This window comes from Kitasatospora acidiphila (genome assembly GCF_006636205.1).
Taxonomy (GTDB): Bacteria; Actinomycetota; Actinomycetes; order Streptomycetales; family Streptomycetaceae; genus Kitasatospora; species Kitasatospora acidiphila.
In genome coordinates, this window is record NZ_VIGB01000003.1 from 643,395 (window position 1) to 669,138 (window position 25,744).

Annotated in this window: 14 protein-coding genes; 3 read left to right on the top strand and 11 right to left on the bottom strand. The window is 71.6% G+C overall.

Annotated features, from left to right (window positions below):
* Positions 1-20: 20 nt before the first annotated feature.
* The 11 genes from E6W39_RS03860 to E6W39_RS03910 form a co-directional block, all read right to left on the bottom strand.
* Entirely contained in the window at positions 21-1,364 is a 1,344-nt protein-coding gene (locus E6W39_RS03860; RefSeq protein WP_141632265.1) for an MFS transporter, read from the bottom strand.
* Positions 1,361-4,525: a non-ribosomal peptide synthetase gene (locus E6W39_RS03865; protein WP_181799081.1), complete on the bottom strand. Its 3,165-nt coding sequence runs from the start codon at positions 4,523-4,525 to the stop codon at positions 1,361-1,363. The genes E6W39_RS03860 and E6W39_RS03865 overlap by 4 nt, the downstream gene beginning before the upstream one ends.
* Positions 4,526-4,572: 47 nt before the next feature.
* Positions 4,573-9,174 carry a non-ribosomal peptide synthetase gene (locus tag E6W39_RS03870; RefSeq protein ID WP_141632267.1) on the bottom strand — a complete coding sequence of 1,534 codons (4,602 nt, stop codon included), beginning with the start codon at positions 9,172-9,174 and terminating at the stop codon, positions 4,573-4,575.
* Positions 9,175-9,178: 4 nt separating this feature from the next.
* Positions 9,179-14,782 carry a non-ribosomal peptide synthetase gene (locus tag E6W39_RS03875; RefSeq protein ID WP_141632268.1) on the bottom strand — a complete coding sequence of 1,868 codons (5,604 nt, stop codon included), beginning with the start codon at positions 14,780-14,782 and terminating at the stop codon, positions 9,179-9,181.
* Positions 14,783-14,814: 32 nt separating this feature from the next.
* Positions 14,815-15,027, bottom strand: a complete 213-nt coding sequence (locus E6W39_RS03880; protein WP_141632269.1) for an MbtH family protein — start codon at positions 15,025-15,027, stop codon at positions 14,815-14,817.
* Positions 15,028-15,062: 35 nt separating this feature from the next.
* On the bottom strand, positions 15,063-16,022 hold the full coding sequence (locus E6W39_RS03885; protein ID WP_141632270.1) for a TauD/TfdA family dioxygenase: 960 nt from the start codon (positions 16,020-16,022) through the stop codon (positions 15,063-15,065).
* 37 nt (positions 16,023-16,059) lie between these two features.
* Positions 16,060-17,862 (bottom strand): non-ribosomal peptide synthetase, encoded by a 1,803-nt coding sequence (locus E6W39_RS03890; RefSeq protein WP_141632271.1) that lies wholly within the window; start codon positions 17,860-17,862, stop codon positions 16,060-16,062.
* Positions 17,863-17,889: 27 nt separating this feature from the next.
* On the bottom strand, positions 17,890-18,675 hold the full coding sequence (locus tag E6W39_RS03895) for an HMG-box domain-containing protein (RefSeq protein ID WP_141632272.1): 786 nt from the start codon (positions 18,673-18,675) through the stop codon (positions 17,890-17,892).
* A 32-nt stretch (positions 18,676-18,707) separates the two neighbouring features.
* On the bottom strand, positions 18,708-18,983 hold the full coding sequence (locus E6W39_RS03900) for an acyl carrier protein (RefSeq protein ID WP_141632273.1): 276 nt from the start codon (positions 18,981-18,983) through the stop codon (positions 18,708-18,710).
* Between the two features lie 60 nt (positions 18,984-19,043).
* Positions 19,044-21,296 carry a lantibiotic dehydratase gene (locus E6W39_RS03905; RefSeq protein ID WP_181799082.1) on the bottom strand — a complete coding sequence of 751 codons (2,253 nt, stop codon included), beginning with the start codon at positions 21,294-21,296 and terminating at the stop codon, positions 19,044-19,046.
* Between the two features lie 116 nt (positions 21,297-21,412).
* Entirely contained in the window at positions 21,413-22,675 is a 1,263-nt protein-coding gene (locus E6W39_RS03910) for a condensation domain-containing protein (RefSeq protein WP_181799083.1), read from the bottom strand.
* A 431-nt stretch (positions 22,676-23,106) separates the two neighbouring features.
* Between E6W39_RS03910 and E6W39_RS03915 the strand changes: the two genes are divergently transcribed.
* From E6W39_RS03915 to E6W39_RS03925, 3 genes are all read left to right on the top strand, one after another.
* A complete protein-coding gene (locus tag E6W39_RS03915) occupies positions 23,107-23,835 on the top strand; it encodes a carbonic anhydrase (RefSeq protein WP_141632276.1) in 729 nt (242 codons plus the stop codon).
* 110 nt (positions 23,836-23,945) lie between these two features.
* Complete coding sequence (locus tag E6W39_RS03920) at positions 23,946-24,728, top strand: amino acid ABC transporter ATP-binding protein (RefSeq protein ID WP_323808983.1); 783 nt, start codon at positions 23,946-23,948, stop codon at positions 24,726-24,728.
* 63 nt (positions 24,729-24,791) lie between these two features.
* Positions 24,792-25,739, top strand: a complete 948-nt coding sequence (locus E6W39_RS03925; protein ID WP_181799084.1) for a glutamate ABC transporter substrate-binding protein — start codon at positions 24,792-24,794, stop codon at positions 25,737-25,739.
* The last annotated feature ends 5 nt before the right edge of the window (positions 25,740-25,744 follow it).

The following is a 25,744-nucleotide window of genomic DNA, read 5'->3' on the forward strand; positions in this document are numbered from 1 at the left end:
CGGGTGACGGCGGCCCGCCGTCACCCGCTACCGCTCGGATGGCCGCCCTGCGCGACTGGCTGGCGGACACCGTCAACGGCGGACGGTTCCCGGTCGCGGGAGGGGGTCGGCTCCGGCTCACCGGCCGGCAGCTCGCGGATTCGCCGCAGCGGGGAGGCGATCAGGACCAGCGGTACCAGGAGCTCGCCGAGCTGAGCCGCCCCCAGCGTCGTCCGTGCTCCGACTCCGGCGCCGAGCGCTCCGCCCAGCAGCGCGCCCAGCGGCATGACTCCCCAGGTCAGGAAGCGCATGGTGGCGTTCATCCGGCCCAGCGCCCCGGCCGGGCAGAGCGTCTGGCGCAGGCTCACCTGGGCGATGTTGTAGGCCACGATCGCGAACGAGCAGCCGAACCACCCGACCACGAACGCGATGAGCCCGATCCCGCCGTGGGTCAGGGGAACGAGGAGCCCGAGCGGCAAGCCGACGAGCGGCGGCAGCCACACCCCGCGGGCGAGGCCGACCCGTCGGATGAGGCCGGGGGCGGCGAGCGCCCCGGCGAGGCCGCCGGCACTGCCCGCTGTCATCAGTACGCCGATGAGTCCGGCGGACAGCCTCAGATCGTGAGCCAGGAACGTGGTGATGACCGCCGCGAACACCGACATGAACAAGTTGACCACGGCGGTGGCCCCGGCGAGCGCGCGCAGGATCGGATCACGCAGGACCAGCCCCAGTCCCTCCCGGACGTCCCGCAGCAGCCTGGGCTTCTCCGGGCGGGACGGCGCGGGCTCGGTCTGCCGGATGTTCGCTATGAACAGGCCCGACAGGCCGAAACTCACCGCGTTCGCCGTGATCGCCAGTGGTGCGGTGAGCACTTGGACCAGCACACCGGCCACCGACGGCCCGGCCATTTGCGCGACCGAGGCGCTGGCCTGCAACTTCGTGTTCCCTTCGACCAGGTCTCCGGGTTGGATCAGGGTGGGCAGATAACTCTGATACGCGACGTCGAAGAAGACCGTGGCGAAGCCCTGGGCCAGCGCCACGGCGTAGAGCTGCCAGATCGTCAGCGCATCGCACCAGGCCGCGAGCGGTACCGACGCCAGCAGCCCGGCGCGCACCAGGTCGGCGCACACCATGATCGGGCGCCGCCGCCTGCGGTCGCACCACACCCCGGCCGGCAGCCCGATCAGCAGGGACCCCAGGAACTCCATCGCGACCAGCACACCCACAGCCGGTGGCCCGGCGTGCAGGTACAGCACGGCCACCAGCGGCATCGCCAGCACGGACACCTGCACCCCGAACTGGCTGACCGTGTCGGCGATCCAGAGCGAGCGGAAGTCCCGGTGGCCCGACAACCCGGAGCGGCGGCGTCGGGGCAGGTCGCTCATGCGTGCGCCTCGGCCTCGTCGTCGAGCAGGAACTCCGCCAGCCGGGGCGCCATGGCAGCCACCGTCCGGCTCTCGAACAACATGCTCATCGGGAAGTCCAGGGCGAGGTCGTCACGGATCCGGTTCGCCATCCGCATCGCGAGCAGCGAATGGCCGCCGAGGCCGAAGAAGTTGTCGTGGATTCCGACGTGCGCGATCCCGAGTACGTCGCACCAGACGCCGCAGAGCCATTCCTCCAACGCGTTGCGCGGTTCGCCGTCTTCCGCGCCGGGTGCCGACAGGTCGGGCGCGGGCAGCGCCGCCCGATTGAGTTTGCCGCTGGCCATCCTGGGGAGCTCGGGCAGGATGACGACCGCGCTCGGCACGGCGTGGGCCGGCAGGCGCCGCTCCGCGAAGGACCGCAGGGCATCGGGCTCCGGCAGAGCGCCGGCCGCGGCCACCACGTACGCGACGAGCCTGGAGTCGCCGGGCGGGACCGCCGAAACCGTCGTCGCGCATTCCCGGACGCCGGGGTGCGCGCACAGGGTCGCGTCGATCTCGCCGAGTTCGATGCGGAACCCGCGGACCTTCACCTGGTGGTCGGCCCGTCCGAGGAAGTCCAGGCTCTCGCCGTCGGGACGCAGCCGTACCAGATCCCCGGTGCGGTACAGCCGTGCGCCGGGGCGGGCGGAGAACGGGTCGGGGAGGAACCGTTCGGCGGTCAGGCCGGGGCGGTTCAGGTAGCCGCGGGCCACGCCGGTGCCGCCGATGAACAACTCGCCCACGGCGCCCGGCGGAACCGGCCGCAGATCGGCGTCCAGGATGTGGGTGGCGGTGTTGCCGAACGGCGTTCCGAGCGGCACCGCGCTCAGGTCGGTCAGCGTTTCGGGCGTGCACTGCCACCAGTTGACGCAGACCGTGGCCTCGGTCGGGCCGTAGCCGTTGTACAGCTCGCAGCCCGGGAGTGTGCGAAGGAGCTCCTGCGCCGTGGCGACGGGCACTTCTTCGCCGCAGGCCACGGCGAGCCGCAGTGTCGTGCATTCCTCGATACCGCGCTCGGTGAGGAGAACGCTCAGCATGGACGGCACGAACTGGGCTGCGGTGACGCCCTGGGTGCGGATCAGGTCGCGCAGGTAGCCGGTGTCCTTGTGGCCGTCGCGGCTGGGGAGGACCAGGCGCGCGCCGACGGTCAGCGGCCAGAAGAACTCCAGGACCGAGGCGTCGAAGCTCAGCGAGGACCGCTGCAGGAAGGCGTCGTCGGGCTGCAGCGGGTACCTCGCCTGCAACCAGTCCAGCCGCTCGACCGCATTGCGGTGGGAGAGCACCACGCTCTTGGGACGCCCGGTCGAGCCCGAGGTGGAGATGGTGTAGGCGATGTTGTCGAGGTCGCAGGGTGCGGCCGGGTCGCTGTCCGGCCAGGCGGCCCACTGCGCCGGATCGTCGAGGTCGAGGATCAGCGCGTCCGTGGGCGGGAGCGCTTCGGCGATCCGCCCCTGGGTCAGGATCACCGGCACGGCCGTGTCCTCGATGAGATCGGCGAGGCGGTCCCGCGGATGCTCGGGGTCGAGGGGGACGTAGGCGCCCCCGGCCTTGAGGACGCCGTACAGGGCGGCGACCAGCTCCGTCGAACGTTCCGCGTGGACGCCCACCAGTGTCTCCGGGCCGACACCCGAGGCGCGCAGACGGTGCGCGATCCGGTTGGCCTGCCGGTTCAGCTGGGCGAAGGTGGTCGCCGTGCCGTCCGGGAGCACCAGCGCGACGGCGTCCGGTGTGTCACCGGCCTGGGCGGAGAAGCGCTCGTGCAGAGCGGTCTCGGCGGCGGGCCTGTCGGGTCCCACCGAGAACCGCGCCAGGGTTCGTCGGGCCTCAAAGGCCGGTGCCAGATCGCCGATCCGACGCTGGGCGTCCTCGGCGACCTGGGAGAGCACGGTTTTCAGGTGCGAGGCGAACCGGCGCATCGTCTCGGGCCGGTACAGGCTGACGTCCCAGGCGACGTCCACGGCTATCGCGCCGTCCACGCGGTGGTCGAACCAGATGCCGAGGTCGTACTTGGACCCCACGCCGGGCACCGGCAGTTCGGTGACGGTCAGGCCGGCCAGGTCGGGCGCGAAGCGGCGGCCGCTGCCGTAGCCGACGATGATCTGGAACAGCGGTGTGCGGGAGGGGTCGCGCTCGGGGGCGAGTTCCTCGACGAGCAGCGGGAACGGGACCTCCGCGTGTTCGAAGGCGTCGAGCACGAGGTCCCGCATCCGCTCGACCGATTCGGCGAAGGTCGGATCGCCGGAGGTGTCACCGCGCAGCACCAGCATGGTGAGCAGCGGGCCGATCATCGAGGCCGTCTCGGCTGCTTCCCGCGCCGCGGCGGCGGTGCCCACGGTCACGTCGTCTCGGCCGGTGTACTGCCGGAGTACGATCTGGCACGCCGCGAACAGCACCATGGCGGGTGTGGCGCCCACGGAACGGCCGAGTTCGGCAAGCCGCTCGGCCTCCGGACGCGGAATCACGAAGCCGGTGACGTCCCCGGCACCGGACCGGTGCGCGGGCCGCGGCAGCTCCGGGAGCAGTTCGAACGGGTCGAGGCCGGCGAGCTGTTGGCGCCAGTAGTCGAGGTGTTCCGAGGTGCTCTCGGCCCGGGCCGCGTCCTCCTGTGCCGCCGCGAACTGCGCGTACGAGATCTCCAGCGGGGCCAGGTCCGCCGCGCGGCCCGTGACGGCGGCGTTGTAGAGCTCTGCCAGTTCGGCGTAGAGGACGTTGCGCGACCAGTCGTCGAAGGCCAGGTGGTGGACGGTGACGAACAGCAGGTGGAGCTCGTCGGCCAGGCGGATGAGCCGGGCGCGGATCGGCAGGCCGTCGGCGACGTCCAGCGGTGCCGTCGCCTCGGCGAGCACGTGGTCCTCGATGCTCCTGCGGTCCGGCGCGTCCGCGGCGTCCTCGGTGGCCAGACTGAACTGGTCCGCCGACCGCACGACGCCGCACGGCTCGCCGTCGACGAGGCGGAACGAGGTCCGCAGCAGTTCGTGCCGTGCGACGAGGGCCGACAGCGCGGAGCGCAGCGAGCCGACGTCGAGCGGTCCCGTCAACCGGAGCGGCAGTGGCACGAGGTATCCGGCCGGGTGCGCACCGAGTTGCTCGGCGAACCACAGCTGCTGCTGGCTCTTGGACAGCCGGACGAGGTTCGTCATGGTCCCTTCCTGAGCGTTGGCTTGGGCATTCGGCGTCCGGGGCGGTGTCACGGTGCTTCTTCCTCCTCCGGGTCGGCGCCGAGCCCGCAAGTCATCGCCAGGGTGCGGGCGTGCCCGAGGAACCGGTCGACCAGCTCCTGGATGGCGGGCACCTCCCATTCGCGGCCGGGATACCCCCAGTGCAGTCGCAGTTCGCCGTCCGCGACGAGCGCCGTCACGTCGAACCGGTAGGGGCGCGGGAGACCGGGCGCGAATTCCGCGCCGCGTTCGCCCCGAGCCCGCCGGAGCAGGCCGTCCTCCGAGCCCGAGCTGAGTTGCCCGTGGTAGTTGAAGCAGAGGTCCGACGCGGTCCAGGGCTCGGACCCGTCGCGCAGGTACCTGGTCATCCCGTACCCGGCGCCGACCGGCTGTCCGGAGAACTGGCGGTGGACGTCCAGCAGTTGAGCGACCGGGTCGTCTCCCTCCGGCAGGCGCACGTGCACCGGGTAGACCGCGGTGAACCACCCGACCGTGGCCGACACGTCGAGGTCTGTGCCCAGGGCGTCGCGGCCGTGGCCTTCGGTGTCGATCCGGAACTCCCGCCTCCCCGTCCAGTCCGCCAGGGTCCGGACGAGGACGGTCATCAGCACGGACTTGATGTCGGTGCGGTGGACCGCCGCCGATCGGCGCACGAGTGCTTCCGTCGCCGCCCTGTCCAAGGTGCCGGAGACGGTCCTTGCGTCGGCGGCCAGGTTGCCGCCGGCGCCTTCACCGTGCGGCAGTTCGCCCGCGTGGCTGGTGCCGAGCGCGCGCCAGTGTTCTGCCGCCGGGGCGAACTCCTCGGATCGGGCTCGGGCCGCGACCGCGCCCGCCCAGGCTTGGAACGAGGTCGTCTTGGCGGGCAGGCTCGGCTGCCGACCGGCTTCGAGCTGGCCGTAGACGAGGCCGAGGTGCTGCAGCAGGATGTCCCAGGACACCGTGTCCACCGCCAAGTGGTGGACGACGAGCACCAGTTGGTCGGGGCCTTGGTCCGCTTCGAGCAGCACCGCGCGCAGCAGCGGTCCGGTGGCGAGATCGAAGGACGCCTGGGCGGCTTCGGCGGCGGCCAGCAGCGCCTGTTCTGCCTCGTCGGCGGTCAGGCCGGCGCCCTCGACGATGTCGAGGAGGTCGGTGTCGTCGACCGGTGCGAGGTACTGGTGCCAGCGGCCGTCGCGTTCCTCCAGCCGCAACCGCAGCGCGTCGTGGTGCCCGACCAGCGCGGACAGCGCGTCGCTCAGCAACGTGGAGTCCAGTTGCTCGGCGCTCTCCAGCCGCACCGACTGGTTGAAGTGGCTTTCGGGACCGTGGGTTTGGAGGAACCAGTGCTGGATCGGGGTGAGCGGGACTTCGCCGGTCACCGCTCCCTGCTGCGCCCGCACCGGGGCGCCACCGGCCCCGGCGGCCTGCGCGAGCTCCGCGATGCTCTGGTGGTCGAACACCTCACCGGAGGTGAGCGTCACGCCGGCCTGGCGGACCTTGGAGGCCACCCGGATCGCCATGATGGAGTCGCCGCCGAGCTCGAAGAAGTTCTCGTCGATCCCCACCTCGGCCAGGCCGAGCACCTGGCACCACGCCTCGGCCAGTACCTTCTCGGTCCGGGTACGCGGGGCCCGACGGGGGCGATCCGCACCGGCCTCCTCCGCCGGGACCGGCGCCGGCAGCGCATTGCGGTCGACCTTGCCGTTGGCGGTCAACGGGATCCGCTCCACCACCACGAACGCCTGCGGCACCATGTACTCCGGCAACGCCTGCCCCACATGCGCACGCAGCACCGACACCGGCACCTCGACACCACCACGCACCACCAGGTAGGCCACCAGGCGCTTGTGACCACCATCGGCCCGCGCCACCACCACCGCCTCCGCGATCTCCGGATGCGCGATCAACCGCGCCTCCACCTCACCCGGCTCGATCCGGAAACCACGGACCTTCACCTGCCGGTCGATCCGACCCACGAAGTCCAACTGCCCATCGGCACGCCACCGCACCGCATCACCCGTGCAGTACATCCGCGCACCCGCCACCGGACTGAACGGATCCGGCACGAACCGCACCGCCGTCAACCCCGGATCATTCAGATACCCACGCGACACCCCCGCACCACCCGTACACAACTGCCCCACCACACCCACCGGCACCGGATCGAAGTTCTCATCCACCACATACACCGACGTCCCCGAGATGGGACCACCGATCGGTATCCGCGCATCGACGGCGTCCTTGATGACGACGCTGGTCGTCGTACCGGTGTTCTCGGTCGGGCCGTAGCAGTGGAGCAGCGCCACATCGCGGGTCGCCGGGCCGGCGAGCGCCGCCGAGAACGCGCTCGGCATGGCCACGTCGCCACCGATCGCGATCTGTCGAAGGCCGGCGAGCGCTTCGAGGTCGTGCTCGACGAACTGGTTGAACAGTGCGGTCGTGGTGACCAGGCTGGTCACCGAGTGCTCGCGGATCAGCGCCGCGATCTCGGGGATGTCCAGCTGCCCTGCCCTCGGCATCACGAGCCGCCCGCCCTGCAGCAGGCTCGTCCACAGTTCCATGGCGGAGATGTCGAAGCTGAGCGGCGCGAGCTGGATGAACGTCTCATCCCGGCCGTGGGCCAGGTAGTCGGGCAGGTAGGCCAGCCGCAGGATGTTGCGATGCGTGATGCCGACGCACTTCGGGACCCCGGTCGAACCCGAGGTGAAGCTGACGTACGCGAGCGAGTCCGGGTGCGCGGCAATCGCCAACGCCTCGGCGGATTCCGCGGCGAGCGCGGCCTGGACCTCGGGATCATCGAGCACGACGACCGTGCGGCCATGCGCCGCCGCGCCGATCCCGGCCAGCGACTCGGTCGTGGCCACGATGACCTCGGTCCGGCTGGCCTCGGCGTAGCCGGCGGCACGCTCGGCCGGCCCGGCCGGGTCCAGGAAGAGATAGGCACCGCCGGCCTTCAGGGCCCCCAGCAACGCGACCACCGTCTGCGCCGATCGCGGAACCGCGATCCCCACGACGGAATCCGCGTTCACTCCGTGGCCGCGTAGCAGCCGGGCCAGCCGGTTCGTCAGCGAGTCGAGCTCGCCGTAGCCGAAGGTGCCACCGGCCCCGGTCAGGGCGACGGCGTCCGGGTGCCGCGCCGCCGCCTCGGCGAACAGCTCGCCGATGGTCCCGGTCGATCGGTCCCAGTGCACCGACCCCGTCCACGCGGTGATCCGATCGGCTTCAGCGGCCGAATCCAGCCGCAGGCCCGCCGGCGCGACCGCGGGATCGGTGATGGCCTGCTCGACGGCCTGCCGGAAGTGGTCCATCAGGACTCCCACCGTCGCCGGTTCGAACAGCCCGGATTCCCCGATCAGTTCGAACTCGATCACGGGGCCCCGGCCGACGCCGACGAGCATCAGGTCGTTCTTCACCGAGCCGAGGTCGACGGGCACCGGCTCGGCCGCGACCCCCGCCAGCGACCAGCCGCCTGCCTCGGTGTCCACCCAGTCCGCGACCGCCTGGCACAGCGGCATCCGCGAGCCGCCGCGGGGCACGCCCAGCTCGGAGACGATGCGCTCCAGCGTGATGTCCTGATGGTCCAGGGTGCCCAGGAACGCTCTCGCCGTGTGCCGCACGGCGTCCTCGACGGTGGCGGCGGCGCCGAGCCGGACCGGGATCGGCACCAGGTTGGCGAACAGGCCGACCAGCCCTTCGGTCTCGGTGCGCCGGCGGCCGGAGACCGCGGCGCCGATCACCAGATCCGACTGCCCGGAATGCCGGCTCAGGACCGTGGCGAACAGCGCGACCATCGCGGTGAACGGCGTGGCGCCCGCGGCGGCGGCGAGCTCGTGGAACCGCTGGCTCTGCTCGGCGGACATCGACCACTCCGCACGGTGGCCCCTGGGCGAGCGCGCCGAGGTCCTCGGCCGGTCGGTCGGCAGCTCCAGCACGTGGGGGATGCCCGCGAGCGCCTCGCGCCAGTACCCGAGATCGCGCTCGCCCGGCTCGGAGTCGAAGCGGGCAGCCTGCCACTCGGCATAGTCGCCGTACTGGACGGGAACTGCCGCAAGCTCGACCGGGGTGCCGGTCACCCGGGCCGTGTAGCAGGCGTCGAGCTCGCGGTGCAGGACGCCGAGTGACCACTCGTCACCGATCAGGTGGTGCATGGCCAGCAGGAGCAGGTGCTCGTCCGCTGCGGTGCGGGCCAGCCGGACCCGCCACAGCGGCCCGCCGGCGAGGTCGAACGGACGGGCGCCTTCGCGCGTCAGCGCCCCCACTGCGTGCTCGCGGGCGGCTCCGCCGTCGGCACTCAGGTCGATGACCTCGAAGTCGACCGCAGCCGAGGCCTGTGGGGCGACCGACTGGCGCGGCGGGTCCTCGCCGGCGAAGGTCGTCCGCAGCGTCTCGTGCCGCCGTGCGAGGTCCGTGAAGGCTTGCCGGAGGGCTTCGTGATCCAGCGCTCCGCGCAGCCACGACAGCTCGGTCATGGTGTAGAGGCCCTCGTCGGCGGCCAGTTGCCCGGCCGCCCAGACCCCGCGCTGGATCGGCGAGAGCACGGCGTCCGCGCCCGCCCGGCGCGGGATCGCGCGCCGGGCGAGCCTGGCGGCGAGGTCGATCGTCTTGCCGCCGACTCGGAGCTCCCGGCTCGCGACGCTTTCGACACCGGTCATCGGACTATCCCCTGTCCCAAGTCATGAGCGGGCCCTGGACGCGCATCACCAGGTCGACCCGCAGTTCGGCGAGCAGATCTTCGAGCAGCGGCGTGGCGCCGTCACCGTTGGCGAGGACCACCAAGCCGTGGCCGGACACCGGATCCACGGCGTAGACGCTGCGGAATCCCGGGCCGTCGCCGGGGTGTCCGATCCACCGCCTGCCCGCCACGGTCTTCACGGAGGTGCCGAGCCCGTAACCGGTCCGCAGTCCGTCGAGCATCTGCTCGACGTCCGAGCGGCTGAGCACGACTCCCCGGTCCTGCGTCAGCGCGCGGTGGAGCTCGGCACCGACCCGGGCCAGGTCCGCGGCGGACGTCCAGACGAGTTCGGCCGCGGCCGCGCCGCCGGACCGCCGACCGCGGCCGTAGCCGCGCCCGGTCGCGGTGTGCCCGACGGCGACCGCGTCCCCGGCCCCGGTGGGGAACTCGGGCAGGAACACCGTGTCGTCCATGCCCAGGGGATCGAGTACCAGAGTCCTCAACGCCTTCGGGAACGCCAGGTTGGTGACATCGGCGATGATCCGCTCGATCAGCGTGTAGTTCGCGAGGCTGTACTCGTACTGGGAGCCCGCCGGTCGGCTGACGGCGACGAGCGGCCCTTCCGCGTCCTCGTCCGGGCTCAGTCCCGCGCTGTGGCAGAGCAGATGACGGACCGTCACCGGCTGGGCCGGGTCCGGCGTGTCGACGCGCTGCTCGAGCAGCAGCTCGTTCACGGGGGTGTCGAGCGTGAGCAGGCCGTCGCGGGCTAGCCGCATCACCGCGATGGCGGCGAGGTGCTTCGCCACCGACCCGACCTGGAAGACCGTGTGCTCGGTCACCGGGACCGAGCCGCCGGCCGCGGTCACGCCGCTCCCCCACGCCGTGATCTCGCCGTCCGTGATCGTGGCGACACTCAGACCGGGCACGCGGTAGCGCACCATCGGTCCGATCAGCAGCGGCGTCTTCGGATGGATGCGCCGCAGCCACTCCTCGGGCTCGGCCTGGTCCGCGTCCCAGAGCGAGATCTGGTTCACGAAGCGCCGCAGTTCCCGCAGGTGGTTCTCCGCGACGGACCGCACGGTCTCGCGGTCGAAGGCGTCGGCCGCGTACAGCCACGTCACCTGGAGCCGGCCGTCGATGATCCCGGCCATGACCTCCAGCGGATAGGAGCTCGCGAAGTCCGCCGGCGCCTCCGAGCCGAGCGTGCCGGGCAGGTCCGTGAAGGGGAAGCCGCCGTCGCCGGGTGCGTCACCCACCTCGCCGATGTAGTTGAAGCCGATCTCCGCGTCGGAGCCGACCGCCGCGGCGAGTTCGGGGCCGGCGAGGTAGCGGGCGACACCGTAGCCCATGCCGCGGTTGGGCATCGCCTGGGTCTGGTCCCGCACCTGCGCCACGTAGGAGCCGAGGCTGTCACCAGCCGTGAGGTGCAGGGTCATCGGATGGACGGCGGTGAACCAGCCGACGGTCCGGGCGACGTCCTGGTCGCGGGCGAACGCCTCGCGCCCGTGGATCTCGACGTCGAGGGCCACGGCGCCGCTGCCCACCCAGTCGTGCAGCGCCGGGACGGCCGCGACGAGCAGCAGTTCGGCGGCGGTGATCCGACCGGTGGTGCGCCTGGTCGCGGCGCGGAACGCGTCGGTCTCGGCGAGGTCCAGCTCGACCCGCACCCGGCCGGTCCCCGCCGGGTCCGAGCCGGCTGCCGCGTCGCGGGGCAGCGGCGTGGGGCGGCTGCGGGCCTGGGTCCAGTACTCCGCGTCCTTCTGGAACGCCGGGCCGGCCGCGTACCGCTGCAGGTGCTCTGCCCATTCCTTGAACGACGTGGTCTTGCTCGGCAGTTCGATGGGCTCGCCGCGCACGGCGCTGGTGTACGCGGCGGCCAGATCGCCGGCGAGGAAGCTCCAGGAGACGATGTCGACCGCCATGTGGTGGACGACGATCAGCAGTTCGTCCGGCGCGGTCCCGCCGTGGTCGAAGAGGACCGCGCGCATCAGCGGGCCGGTCACCAGGTCGAGGCCCGCCTGGGCCCGCGCCCCGGCCGCCTCGGCCAGCTCCTCGCGCTGGGCCTGCGGCCACGCCGAAGCGTCGATGACCTCCAGGGGCGTCGGGTTGTCGTCGACCGGTGCGAGGTACTGGTGCCAGCGGCCGTCGCGCTCCTCCAGCCGCAACCGCAGCGCGTCGTGATGCCCCGCCAGCGCCGACAGCGCGTCGCGCAGCGCCTCGGGGTCGGCCTTGTCGTGCCAGCGCAGCAGCTTCGACTGGTTGAAGTGGTTTTCGGGGCCGTGGGTTTGGAGGAACCAATGCTGGATCGGGGTGAGCGGGACTTCGCCGGTCACCGGTCCCTGCTGCGCCCGCACCGGCGTGCCACCGGCCCCGGCGGCCTGCGCGAGCTCCGCGATGGTCTGATGGTCGAACACGTCACCGGAGCTGAGGGTCACGCCGGCCTGGCGGACCTTGGAGGCCACCCGGATCGCCATGATGGAGTCGCCGCCGAGCTCGAAGAAGTTCTCGTCGATCCCCACCTCGGCCAGGCCGAGCACCTGGCACCACGCCTGAGCGAGGACCCGCTCGGCCTCGGTACCCGGGGCGCGACGGGCACCGCCGTCCTCGGCCGCCTCGGCGGGCGAGGGGGCGGGCAGCGCGTCGCGGTCGACCTTGCCGTTGGCGGTCAACGGAATCCGCTCCACCACCACGAACGCCTGCGGCACCATGTACTCCGGCAACGCCTGCCCCACATGCGCACGCAGCACCGACACCGGCACCTCGACACCACCACGCACCACCAGGTAGGCCACCAGGCGCTTGTGACCACCATCGGCCCGCGCCACCACCACCGCCTCCGCGATCTCCGGATGCGCGATCAACCGCGCCTCCACCTCACCCGGCTCGATCCGGAAACCACGGACCTTCACCTGCCGGTCGATCCGACCCACGAAGTCCAACTGCCCATCGGCACGCCACCGCACCGCATCACCCGTGCAGTACATCCGCGCACCCGCCACCGGACTGAACGGATCCGGCACGAACCGCACCGCCGTCAACCCCGGATCATTCAGATACCCACGCGACACCCCCGCACCACCCGTACACAACTGCCCCACCACACCCACCGGCACCGGATCGAAGTTCTCATCCACCACATACACCGACGTCCCCGAGATCGGACCACCGATCGACACCCGCGGCCCCTGCTCGGGGCCCAGCACCGCTGCGGTGGTGACGCAGGTGTTCTCGGTCGGGCCGTAGGCGTTGATCAGGGTCAGTTCCGGATGGGCGCGGACGACGCTCGCGCAGGGCGCGGGCAATGCGACGTCGCCCCCGATGAGCAACTGCCGCAGGCCGCTGAACGCCGCCATGTCCTGCTCGGCGATCTGGTGGAACAGCCCCGTGGTGGGGCTGAAGCTGGTGATCGAGTGCTCCCGGATCAGCGCCGCGATCTCGGGAACGTCCAGCCGCCCGGGCGCCGGCGCGACGACGGTGCCGCCGTTCAGCAGCGGAACCCAGATCTCCTCCAGGGAGACGTCGAAGGCGAGCGGCACGGTGTGCAGGGCGGTGTAGCCGGGGCCGGACGACAGGTAGCTCTGCCGGTGCGCCAGCCGGACGATGTTGCGGTGGGTGATGCCGACGCACTTCGGGACCCCGGTCGAACCCGAGGTGAACGTCACGAACGCCAGCGAGTCCGGATGCGCGGCAATCGCCAACGCCTCGGCGGATTCCGCGGCGAGCGCGGCCTGGACCTCGGGATCATCGAGCACGACGACCGTGCGGCCCTGCGCCGCCGCACCGATCCCGGCCAGCGACTCGGTCGTGGCCACGATGGCCTCGGCCCCGCTGTCACCGACGAGCAGCCGGTTGCGCTCCGGCGGCGCGACCGGATCGAGCGCCAGGTACGCGCCACCGGCCTTGAGCACCGCGAGCAGCACCGTGATGAGGGCGGCCGACCGGGGAACCGCGACTCCGACGACGGTGTCGGCCCCCACGCCCCGCGCGCGCAGCACCCGCGCCAACCGGCTGGAGCCGTCGTCGAGTTCCGCATAGGTCATGGTCCGGTCCACCCCGACGACGGCCGTCGAGTCGGAGGCGGTGGGCAGGATGGCGGCGAACAACTCGGGCACTGTCGTCTCGACGGTGGTGCCGAGGGCCTTGAGACCCCAGTCGAGCAGTTCCCGGCGATCGGCGGCGGTGAGGACCTCGATCTCACCGATGCGGGCTTCGGGCCGCTCCGCCATCTGCTCGAGTATCAGCTCATAGGTGCTCAGCACGCGTTCCGCGTCGGCTTCGCTCACCCGCGCGGGCTCATAGGTCAGGTGGAGCAGCAGTTCGTCACCGGCCACCACGCTGAGGTCCAGCGGGAAGCCGGTCTGCTCGTAGCTCCGCACGACCTGCAGGTCGAGCCCGGCTGCGTCCGCGTCGGCGTCCTGATGGAGGTCGACGAACTGGAACAGGCTCTCGAACAGCGGGGTCCCGCTCGGCACCGAGGTGTGCCGTCGGATGCGGGTGATGCCGATGTGCTCCGCCTTGCGCATCCCGTTGAGGGAGGTGCGCAGTTCCGCGAGCCAGTCCGCGACGACCGCGTCGGCGTCGACCGTGACCCGGGCCGGCACCGTGTTGATCAGCAGGCCGACGATCCGCTCCAGGTCGGCCTGGTCCGCGGAGCGGCCGGAGAGGATGGTGCCCCAGCACACGTCCCGCTGCCCGCTGTACCGGCTCAGCGCGATCGCCCAGGCGCCCTGCACCACCGTGTGGACGGTGCAGTGGTTGCGCCGGGCGAGTTCGGCCACCCGCTCGGTGAGGGCCGGGGAGACGGTGCGGACGGCCGACGCGCTGCTCGAACTCGCCTCGCGGGCGGCAGCGGCGATGAACGGCAGCGTCGTCGGCGAGTCGAAACCGCCCAGCAGGCCCGCCCAGAAGTCCTCGTCGGCCTGCTCGTCGCGCCGCCGCAGCCACTCGACGTGGCGGCCGAAGGGCACTGGCTCGGGAAGGCCGGGGAGCATGCCCGCGGCCAACGCGGAATAGGCCGCGCCGAGTTCGCCCCGGACGATGGATCCGCTCCAGGCGTCCATGAGGATGTGGTGCTGGTGCCAGGCGAGCAGATGGCGTTCGCCGTCGAGCCGGATCAGGTCGAATGCCAGCGGCGGCGCGGCAGCCAGGTCCATGCCGCGGTGGCGCCGGTCGAGGAGCAGCCGGGTCGTCGCCGCGTGTATCGCCTCGTCATCGCGGCCGCGCCAGTCCAGGGCCCGCAACGGCAGCGGGAAGCCCCGGTGGACGACCTGGACGGGGTGCGCGACGCCGTCCGTGACGAAGGTCGTCCGCAGGATCGGGTGCCGATCGATGACGTACCGCCACGCGGCGATGAACGCCTCGGTGTCAAGCCGGCCCCGGATCTCGAACACCGTCTGGGTCAAGTAGTTCCCGTTGCCCGGGCGGTGCGTCGATTCGAAGAGGATCCCCGCCTGCAGCGGCGACAGGGCATAGATGTCCACGACCGTGTCCGGCGGGTACCGGTCGAGGACGCTGTCCAGACCGTCCGCATCCAGATCGGCCTCGGGGAACTGCTCGGGGGTCGGCCGGAACCGTTGATTCATCGCCATCACCAATCAGCCTCGCTCAGAAGATCACAGGATCAGGCGTCCGCCGCAGCGGCCATCCGGTCGCGCAGGCTGCGCGGCCGCAGGTCCGTCCACACCTGCTCGATGTGCTTGACGCAGTCCTGCTTGGAACCCGCCGTCCCCTCGTCGAACCAGCCCGGCGGATTCGGCCGGTCCGCGGCCCAAAGGGAGTACTGCTCCTCGTGGTTGACGACTACCTTGAACTGCGCCTCATGGCCGTCGGCCATGGCTTCCTCCTTCGTTTCGGGGGTGTCGCGGCCGGTCAGCTCATCGCGACGAGGATCCGGCGGTCGCCGGTGTACGGCTCGCGGCCGTGGGCCATCAGCATGTTGTCGATCATCAGGACGTCGCCCTGCCGGTACGGCAGCGCCAGCGCGACGCGGTCGTAGGCCGACGCGATCGTCCTCAGGGCCTCATCGGGGATCGAACCGCCGTCCGCGAAGTAGGCGTTGCGGGGCAGCTCGGCCTCCGAGTACACCCCGAGCAGGGCTTCGCGCACCTCGGGCTCCAGGCTCGAGACGTGGAACAGGTTGGCCTGGTTGAACCAGACCTCCTCGCCCGTGTGCGCGGCCTGGGCGGTGGCCGGCCGGCGGTGCCGGGTGCGCAGCCCGTCCTCGGCCCACTCGAACTCGATGCCGTGGCGCGTGCAGTACTGCTCGACCGCTCCGCGGTCGGCGGTCTGGAAGGCCTCCTCCCAGCTCAGGCCGAGCCCGTCGCGGTACGCGCGGGTGTAGACGACGCCGTCGGCGAAACGCGCCCGCAGATCCGCGGGCAGCTGGGCGAGCACCGATCGGCTGTCGGCGATCGGGGTGGCGCCGCCGGTCGCGGGCGGGGTCTGGCAGGAGAAGAACAGCAGCTCCGGCCAACGGCTCGCGTAGGAGTTCTCGTTGTGCATCGGGATCGCCTGGTCGGCGGGGTACTCGGTGGAGGTGTAGATGTTGCCGCTGACCGCGCTGCGCGGGGTGGAGCGCTCGGTGTACTCGAGCAGGTCGCCGCCCACCGCGCTGACCACCTCGTGGAACGCCCCGACATCGCCCGCGGCGCCGCGCAGCAGGACGAACCCGCTGCTTCGGAGCGCGGCGCGCAGCGGCTCCCGGTGGGCGGTGACCCAGGCCAGGGGATCCTCGACGGTGGCGAGGTCGTAGACCAGTGCGGCGGTGTGGCCGTTGTCGTGAACGTCGGCGGGCACGCCGCCGAGCGTGCTGCCTTCAGTGCGGAGCATGGAGAGTCCTGTCCTTGAACGGGAGACCGGGGACCGGTCAGTCGGCGAGGATGTCCCGGACGGTGCGCTTGCGCAGCACGTCCATCAGACCGACCTGCAAGCCGGCCTTGCGGGCGCGGGTGACCACGCGTGCGGCGGCGATGCTCGTGCCGCCCAGAGCGAGGAAGTCGTCGTCGATACCGACCTGCTCGGCGCCGACGGTCTCCCCGATGATCCGGCACAGCAGTTCCTGCTCCGGTGTCATCGGCCCGACCCCGGTCCCGGCGGGCTCGGCCGCCTCCGGTCCGGGGAGCGCCGCGCGGTCGAGCTTCCCGTTGGCCGTGAGCGGGAGATCGGCCATCGGTACGAAGACGGCCGGGACCATGTACTGGGGCAGCGTCCTCGCCAGGAACCGGCGCAACTCGACGGCGTCGACGGCGCCTTGGGCCGCGCCCACGACGTAGGCGGTGAGCCGGGTGTTGCCCGCGTCGTCCGGGCTCGGCACCACGGCAGCCCGGTCCACCAGCGGGGACCCCGCGAGCGCTGCCTCGATCTCGCCGAGCTCGACCCGGTAGCCGTTGACCTTCAGCTGGTCGTCGACCCGGCCCAGGTACTCGAGCTCGCCGTCCGGCCGCGTCCGGACCAGGTCGCCGGTGCGGTACATCCTCCCCGGGCCCGGTTCGCCGGACGGATCGTCGATGAACCGCTCCGCGGTGAGCGCCGGACGGTTCAGGTATCCGCGCGCCAACTGGGCGCCCCCGATGAACAGTTCGCCGATCCCGACGTCGGGGACGGGCCGCCGGGCGTCGTCGAGGACGTACAGCCGGGTGCCCTCGATGGCGCGCCCGATCGGCACGGCTCCCGGCTCCAACCGGCGACCGGGTTCGACCACGTACACGCAGCAGCCGACGGTCGCCTCGGTGGGGCCGTACTCGTTGACGACGCTCACCCCGGGGTGTGCCGCCCGCCACGCCTCCAGCGCCGCGCCGAGCAGCGCCTCGCCGCCGATCACCAGTTGCTCGCTCGGCGAACACTCACCGGGCAGCCGACGCAGCAGCGCCAGGTGCGACGGCGTGACCTTGAGGAAGCTCGGCTTGCGGAATCCCGGCGGCAGGGCACGGCCGTCGGCCAGCGAGACCAGATCGACGACCTCGACCGATCCTCCCGCGATCAGCGGGGGGAAGATGCTCGTCACGGCCAGGTCGAAGGAGACCGAGGAATGCAGCAGCGTCCGGCCGGCCGCGGCGGGGTAGTGCGTGCGCGCGTAGTCGAGGTAGGTGTTCAGGGCTCCGTGCTCGATCACGACGCCCTTGGGCATGCCCGTGGAGCCGGACGTGTAGATCACATAGGCGGTGCTGTCGTCTTCGGGCGGCGGGGCCACGGATGTCGAGAACGCCGAGTACACCGATCCAGCCGGATCGCAGGCGTCCAGCAGTCCTTCGGTCTCCGGAGATTCCAGGTGCAGGACGCAGGCCCCGGTGTCCGTCCCGGCGAGCACGGTGCGAGCGGCCTCGCCCGACGCCACCACGATCGGCGCGGCGGAGTCGGCGAGGACATGCGCGATCCGCCGGGCCGGGTCGTCGAGGGCGATCGGCACGTACCCGGCGCCGGTCTTCAGCACCGCGAGCAGCGCGGCGACGATGTCGGTCGACCTGTCGAGCATCACTGCGACGAACGCACCGGGCCCAACGCCCTTGTCGGCGAGCACTCCGGCGAGCCGGGCCGCCCGGTCGTCGAGTTCCCGGTAGGTCAGCTCGCGGCCGTCGTGGACGACGGCGACCGCGTCGGGAGTCGCGCGGACCTGCTCGGCGAACAGCTCGGGGGCGGTGCGCGGCGCGTTCGTCGAAAGTCGGGATGACATGGTTCGGGTTGACATGGTGATGGCCTTTCAGCTGCTGACCGTGAGCGTGGCCGTGACGGCGGCGGCGACCGCCGGGCTGCGCAGCAGATCGGCGCGGCTGGCGTCGAACGAGGTCTCACGATCCGTGAAACCGCCTTCGTGGTCAGCCGAGTTGATGGACAGTGCGTCCACCCACCGGGGCTGGCGCTCCAGTTGGCGCGCCGCCGACAGGTAGCGCGTATAGGCGCGGAACAGCCCCATGAGCTCGTCGCCGACCTCGCCCTCGATGCCCCATCGATCGAACGCGATCCGGCTGGCGTCGACGTAGACGGCGCAGAACTCCTCCGCCAGGGCCGCGAAGTCGCCGGCGCAGTGCTTGGCGACCTCCTCGGCGCGCTGCCGGAACCGCTGCCGCTCGTCCTCGTTCAGCGCGGTCATCGACCCCAGCGCGCCGAACAGATCGCGGCTGAGGGTCGCCGTGTTCGGCGATCCCGGGTTGAAGAGGACGACCTCGGGCCGGACCTCCTGCCTGAGCTCGATCGCGTCGGCCAGCGCCGCCGCGTACACACCGCCCGCGCAGTAGCCGAGGACCGCCGAGACGCGCTCGCCGGAGCGCGGCAGGGTCTCCAGCCACCAGGCCAGGTACTGGTCGGCGCGCTCGAGATCCGCTGTCGGCGGGACCGCGTGCCACACGTCCAGCCGATCGGGCAGCAGCCGGGCCAGGTCCCGGAAGGTGGCCTCCTGGCGGGTGCTTCCGTCGAAGTCGACGGCCAGGACCAGGGCGCCCTGGCCGCCCCCGCCGAGTCGGTCCCACCCCTGCGATGCTGAGGTCATTCGCGTACCTGTCTCCAGTGTCCGGCCGTGCCCTAGCCCTGAGCGGTTCGAACGGCCACGGCCTCGGCCACGCCGTCGACCGTCCTGGCCCGGAAGACGTCGCGGATCGTCACCTTGACGTCGAAGACCTGGCGCAGCCGGGCGACCAGGCGCGCGCCGAGCATCGAGTTACCGCCGAGCTCGAAGAAGTCGCTCTCGCCGTTCACGGGTGCGTCGCCGCCGAGGACCTCCTGGAAGACCTCCGCGACCTGCGGTGCGAACATCTCGGCGGTGGGCTGGTTGGACGTCAGGTCTGATGCGGTGTTCATGTGTCGTGTCCTTAGGTCAGGGGTAGCGGTGAGTCTGATGTCGCCATCGCCGGCTGGGAGTTACGCGCCGGCGCCGTCGATCGCGACGAGCCGCAGCTCGGACGCGTAGGCCGCGCCCGCGCCGTCCCGGAGCCAGTGCCCGGGCAGGTCGGGCAGCATCTCGGAGAACGAGACCCGGGACGCGGGATCGTCCTCGGCCGCGCTGCGGACCGCAGCGGCGAGCAACTCCACCAACGCGATGCTGCTGAAGTCGACGTAGATCGGCTTGGCCTCCACCGCGACCCGGTAGAAGGCACGCCGCGGCAGCCCCACCAAGTCGCGCCAGCGCACTGCGGCCCGATGCCGCTCGACGCGGTCGGAACGCCGCACCCAGGCCAGTTCGGTGACGCCGATGCTCCAGGACTCGCGGGAGATCACCAGCCGGTCGATCGTGACGCGGGGACGGTATGCGGCCGACGGCAGCGGCTTGAAGCCGTTCATGGCGGCGCCGGACAGGTACTCCCCCAGCACCTCCAGGATGTCCAGGTCCGGCGCCTCGGGGGACTTGACGATCAGACGCTCGCCATCGCGGTGCACGGTCATGGACGCGCCGGGGATGACCCGGCCCGTCGTCCCGGTGTTTCGGGCGTGCATGGTCCACACCAGGTCCTGCGGGCCGACCAGCACCGGAGGGTACGTGCGGGAGTTGACCGCCGGGGATTCCCGTGCGGGCAGCGGGAGCACGCGCGGCGTCCGGCGGTCGGCCGCGTCCGTCGCGGCGAACCGGGCGGGGTCGGGGCACTGCGCGATACCGGCCGGGCTGTCCTGCGTGTTGATCGCCAGATGCAGCTCTCCGAGCACGAACTCGTAGTCGCCGGCGGCGATCGCCTGCGGGTCGCGGCCGGTGATCATGATGTCCGGGCACTGGTGGACCGCCGACGACCACGGCGGCTCGCAGGCCGGGAACAGCTCGCGCACCCGGTCGGCCAGGTCGGCGGCCGACACCTGGTGGCGGCGGACGCCGTCCGGGACCGCAAGGATCTCCGCCCAGCGCCGCTGGAGCTCCGGGACGACCGCCGCGACCGGCGGCGCGAGGTCCTGGAACGAGTAGACCAGGTCAGGTGTCATCGCGTTGAGGACGGCGTTCAGCGACACCTCGCCGTCCGCGGAGGCCGAGCGGAGCCTCTCGTACACCTGCACGAGGCGCCTGCCGTACGCCTCGCCGACCTGTCCGACGAACCAGCGCGCGCTGTCGAGCAACAGGCCCAACGGCGCGGCGAGTTGTCCGAGCAGGTCCGCCCCCAATGCCACCTCGGTGTCGCGGACCGTGTCCTCGTACACCACCCGCCGACCGCCGTAGGCCTGTCCCGCCCGGCGTGCCGGATCCTGCCCGGTCACCCGCTCGAAGACCTCGTCGAGCCGTTCCATTGCCTTGAACACCGAGTCGGCGTCGCCCGCCGCCTCGCTCACGGCCTCACGGGCGGCGAGCACCTCGTCCAGGAGGCCGAGCGCCTGCTCGCGGGCCACCGCGTCGGCCACCGCCAGGAGCTCACCGCGCAGCTCCTGCTCGCGGAACTCGCCCACGGAGAGCGGGAGTTCGCATACCAGCAGGTCTTCCGCGGTGAGCCGGTCGACGACCGCCAACACACTCTCGCCGGTCCGCTCGGCGTATCCCGGGATCGACCGCTCGATCTCCAGGATCGTCATGGCCCCATCGCACAGGTCGAAGACCTCGGCCTCCGCGGCGGTGAGCTCGCGCACCGGGCCGCGCGGCCTGCGAACGCTGCCGTCGCCCAGCAGCACGTCGGCCTCCGAGCGACGCGGCTTGAGGGACACCCGCACCCGCGGATCGGCGGCGAGCGCCCGGGCCACCGCTTCGACGGCCCAGTGCTCGAAGTACACCTGGCGTCGGCGCAGCAGCCGCTCACCGGGCCGGACCGTCATCCCGGTCGTGTCCTCGCACCATCGACCCCAGCAGTGCGGTCCGAAGAAGCCGATGGTCTCGTTCTTCAAGCCGTAGCGCTGGAGGTAGGTGGCGACCTTGAGCTCCCGGCGGCGCTGCCGTGCCGGCTGGGCCTTGGACCGGGTGGCGACCTTGTCCACGCAGTCGCGGAGCATGGCGGGGTTCTGCCACGCGACCGCTTCGCGGAGCATCGGGTCCGCCGCCGCCGCGCGCAGCGCCGCCTCCATCCGTGCGATGGCGCCGTCGTACTCCCGGGCCAGTGCGTCCGACAGCGGGGCTTCGGAGTCCTCGGCGGCTGCGGCCGCCAGCAGTTCGTCGTCGGCCAGCGGCTCGACGATGGCCGACGGGAACCCGGCGGAGCGCAGCTCCACCTGTCGCCACACCTGCCACCCGGTGTCACCGAGGGGGATCAGATCCCCGTTCTGGTTCCCGCTCGCCTCGCTCGCTCCGGTTGTTCCGGTTGTTCCGGTTGTGCCAGTCATCCCGTTCATGAGGCCTCCTCAATCCGCACCGCGGTTCCGGCGCACTGTGCGAGTGACTCGGCCAGGCACTGCGTGTACCGCTCGCCGGACCGCGCCGACAGGTGCCCGCTCCACTGCACCTCGCAGCCGAGGCCGCCACCGTCCTCGAAGAAGCGCACCGACAGCGGGGTCTTGGCCGCGTAGTTGGGGACGTCGAGCTCTGCCGTGCACGTCACGCCCGCGAAGGCGCGCTCGACGGACTGCTGCTGGCTGCGGTAGGAGATCATCACCTGGTTCAGTGCCTCCACCGCACCCCCGCCGCGGCGCACGTGCGCGGCCAGGTCGGCGAAGGAGTAGTGGCGCCGCCGCAGATCGTCGGACCATCTCGCATGCTCTCGCCGAGCCAGGTCGACGACTGTCTCGCCGGCCTCCCGACTCGCGGGCAGCGGCACCTCGTTGATGAAACATCCCACCACCGCGGCCTCGCCGGCGAGCCGCTGGGATGCGGCCGCGCCGAGCGCGGTCACACCGCTGTCCGGCACCGGCAAGGCATGGTGGACCGCCGCCGAGACCAGTTTGAATACGCTGATGCCGACGGAGCCGGCGCACGCGCTGATGCCTGCCGCGGCGGCCGGATCCGCGGTGATGATCCGCCGCAGCACCGTGTCGGAGGCGCCCTCGCGCGGGAACGGGGCGACCATCGCCGATGGCGGGATCCTGTCGTACCAGTAGTCGCGGTCCTCGGTGAGCGCGGACTCCTCAGCCGCGCGAACCCGGCGGACCAGGCGGACGTACTCGTCAGGCGAGGCCGGCGTCACGGCTCCGGTGATGGACATGCTCAGCTGCTCGGCGAGGAGGCGGTGGCTGATCCAGTCGTAGACGAGATGGTGGACGATCAGGACCACTGTCGTGTGCCCGGGAGCCACCGGCAGAACGAGGAATCGCACCAGCGGACCGTCGTCCACCTCGAACGGCCGCATGGTTCGCGCCGCGATGAAGGTCTCGGCGTCGTCCACCGGCTCGGCGAGCATCTCGATCTCGGGCTCGTCATCCGAGAAGCCGTAGACGATCTCCCCGGTCCAGGCGTCGATGCCCATCCGCACCCGAAGGGCCGGCGTCGCGGCCACCAGCCGCCGACAGGCGGCGGCCAGCTCCGCCGCCGCGATCCGGCCCCGGACCTCCACGCGCACCGCGAGGTTGAAGGCCCCTGTCGCTTCGGCCTTCTCATCCGCGAAGTAGAGCGCGGCTTGGGCCAGCGTCGCCCGCTCGCTCCCCTTGATCAGAGCCACGTCGGCTCCCTGCTCGTCGACCTCATGCCGACCATTCCAGAGGATGGGGATCCACAGGGGATATGCGATCGGTCCCTGGGGGATCGACGATCCGGGGGCTCGGGCCATTGCCGGCCCTGGAATCGGCTCCGCGCTCGCGGACGGGCGTGGAGCGATCGTGGATCGCGGACGGGCATGGAGCGACCGTGGAGCGTGGACGGGCGTGGAGCGACCGTGGAGCGTGGACGGGCGTGGAGCGACCGTGGAGCGTGGACGGGGTGGCACGCTGCACCTTGGGTGCGATCGTGCGACGTGTGCGCGCGTGCGTCGGGCGCGTCGGGCGTGGCAGGCCGTGCTTCGCGGCGATGATCTGCGCATGAGTTGCGGTGAAGCCCACGTCATCGGAGCAGCCAGTGACTGATCGGATCGTCCCCCAATCACCCCCCGCGCCCGTGCCGAGCCGACGCCGGTTCCTGGTCGGCGGCGCCGCCGCGCTGGCTGCCACCCCCGCGCTCGGCGGCCCGGCGCAAGCCGCCGTGGGCCGCCCGACCTGGGCGGTCCGCGAGGCGCCGGGATCGCCCGACGAGGAGTCGACCGACCCGGAGCTGGTGCTGCGCCGGCTGATCCAGGGCAACGACCGATGGGTGTCGGGTCAGCTGACCCATCCTCACCAGACCGTGGCCCGCCGGATGGCGGTGGCAGCAGGGCAGCACCCGATCGCCACGGTCTTCTCCTGCATCGACTCGCGGGTGCCACCGGAGATCGTGTTCGATCTCGGGGTGGGCGACCTGTTCGTGGTCCGGACCGCCGCGCAGACCAACGACGGCCTGATCCAGGGCGCGGTGGAGTACGGAGCCGAGGAAGCCGTCACACCGCTGGTCGTGGTGATGGGCCATCAGCGCTGCGGCGCGGTCACGTTCGCGGTGGACGCGCTCAACAACGGCACCGAGGTGCCGGCGAAGTTCAAGGACGTGGTGGAGGCGCTCCGACCCGCCTACGAAGCGGCGCTGCCACTTCCCGGTGACCAGGTCGAGAACACGGTCCGCGCCCAGATCCGGCTCACCGTGGCGCAGTTGCGTGTCGATCCGGTGCTCGCCCCGCTGATCAGCGAGCACCGGATGCGGGTGGTCGGCGCCTACTACTCGCTGGACACCGGCTGCGTCGAGTTCGCCTTGCCGTGACGGCGCTCCGGCCGCAAACATAACGGTCTTTCATCTTCGCCTTGGTGAAGGCCAGTTGTGGGTAGATACCCGTTCCGGCCCACGGATCGCGGGCCGTCGGGATCGAGACGGTGCGCGAGGTGTCCGTGGCGAGTGGTCCTGGCAGTGCTGCCCGTGCGGACGCGCTGCTGCAGCTCAGGGGAGTCAACAAGCACTACGGACAGTCGCATGTGCTGCGGGATGTCGACCTCGACGTGCACGCGGGCGAGGTCGTGGTCCTGCTGGGTGCCTCCGGCTCCGGCAAGTCGACGCTCTGCCGGTGCGTGAACCGGCTGGAGACCATCGACTCCGGCGAGATCGTCCTGGACGGCACGCCGATTCCGGCCGAGGGCCGCGAACTGGCCCGGCTACGCGCCCAGGTCGGGATGGTGTTCCAGTCCTTCAACCTGTTCGGCCACCGGACGGTAGTGGAGAACGTCACGCTCGCGCCCGTCCGGGTGCGCGGGCTGCCCCGCGCCCGGGCCGAGGCACGCGCCCGTGAGCTGCTCGACCGGGTCGGGCTCGCCGACAAGGCCGACGCCCATCCCGCCCAGCTCTCCGGCGGGCAGCAGCAACGCGTCGCGATCGCACGCACGTTGGCGATGGACCCGCGACTGATCCTGTTCGACGAGCCGACCTCCGCGCTGGACCCCGAGATGATCGGCGAGGTGCTGGAGGTGATGACCGAACTCGCCGCCGAGGGCATGACCATGCTCGTGGTGACGCACGAGATGGGCTTCGCCCGCCGCGCCGCCGACCGGGTGGCCTTCCTGGACCAGGGCCGGATCCTGGAGACCGCGCCGCCCGACGTCTTCTTCGAGAACCCGAGCACCGACCGCGCCCGCGACTTCCTCGGCAAGATCCTGCGGCACTGACGCCGACCGCCGCCCGGCCGCATGCGGCACCACCGCGCTCCCTCGCCTGCAAGGAGACCCCGCATGACCACTCGCTCCTCCCTGACCCTCCCGGCGCTGCTGCTCACCCTGACGGTCGCGTGCGGCCTGACCGCGTGCAGTTCGTCGAGCAAGATGCCGGCCCCACCCGGCTCGTCCGGCTCGGCGGCCGGGGCGGACAGCTACCAACAGGTCATCGACGACGCGCCGGTGGCCGCCGCCTCGGACATCCCGGCCGGCAGCCTGATGGCGAAGATCAAGGCCCGTGGCACCCTGAACGTCGGTGGCACCGACGCCGCCGCACTGTTCGCCCTCAAGGACCCGGTCAGTGGCAAGGTGACCGGTTTCGACGCCGGCCTGGCCGACATGCTCGCCAAGTACATCATCGGCAAGCCGAGCACCAACCGGGTGCAGATCGACGTCACCACCCGCGAAGTCCTGCTGCAGAACGGCACGGTGGACTCGGTGCTCGCCACCTACACCATCACCCCCGCCCGCGCGCAGAAGGTCGGCTTCGCCGGACCGTACTACTCCTCCGGCGACGCCATCCTGGTCAAGTCGTCCGACACGGCCATCACCAAGCCGTCCGACCTGAACGGCAAGTCGGTCTGCACCGAGACGAGTTCGACCGCCGCCAACGACATCAAGCAGTTCGCCCCGAGCGCCAAGGTGGTGCTGTTCCAGACCAACGCCGAGTGCCAACAGGCCGTTGAGCAGGGCCGGACCGACGCGTACGTGCTGGACCAGGCGCTGCTGCTCGGCGACGCGGCCCGGGACAAGAACGTCAAGGTGGTCGGCCAGCCGTTCACCGACGAACCGTACGGCATCGGAGTGCCGTTGAGCTCGCCCGAGATGAAGACCTTCGTCGACAACTGGCTGAAGCTGATCGAGTCGGACGGCGAGTGGGCCAGGCTATGGAAGGCGACGATAGGCACCGAACTGTCCGGTGACGCCCCGACGCCGCCCGTCGTCGGCTCGGCCGCCGGGAGCTGAGTCCG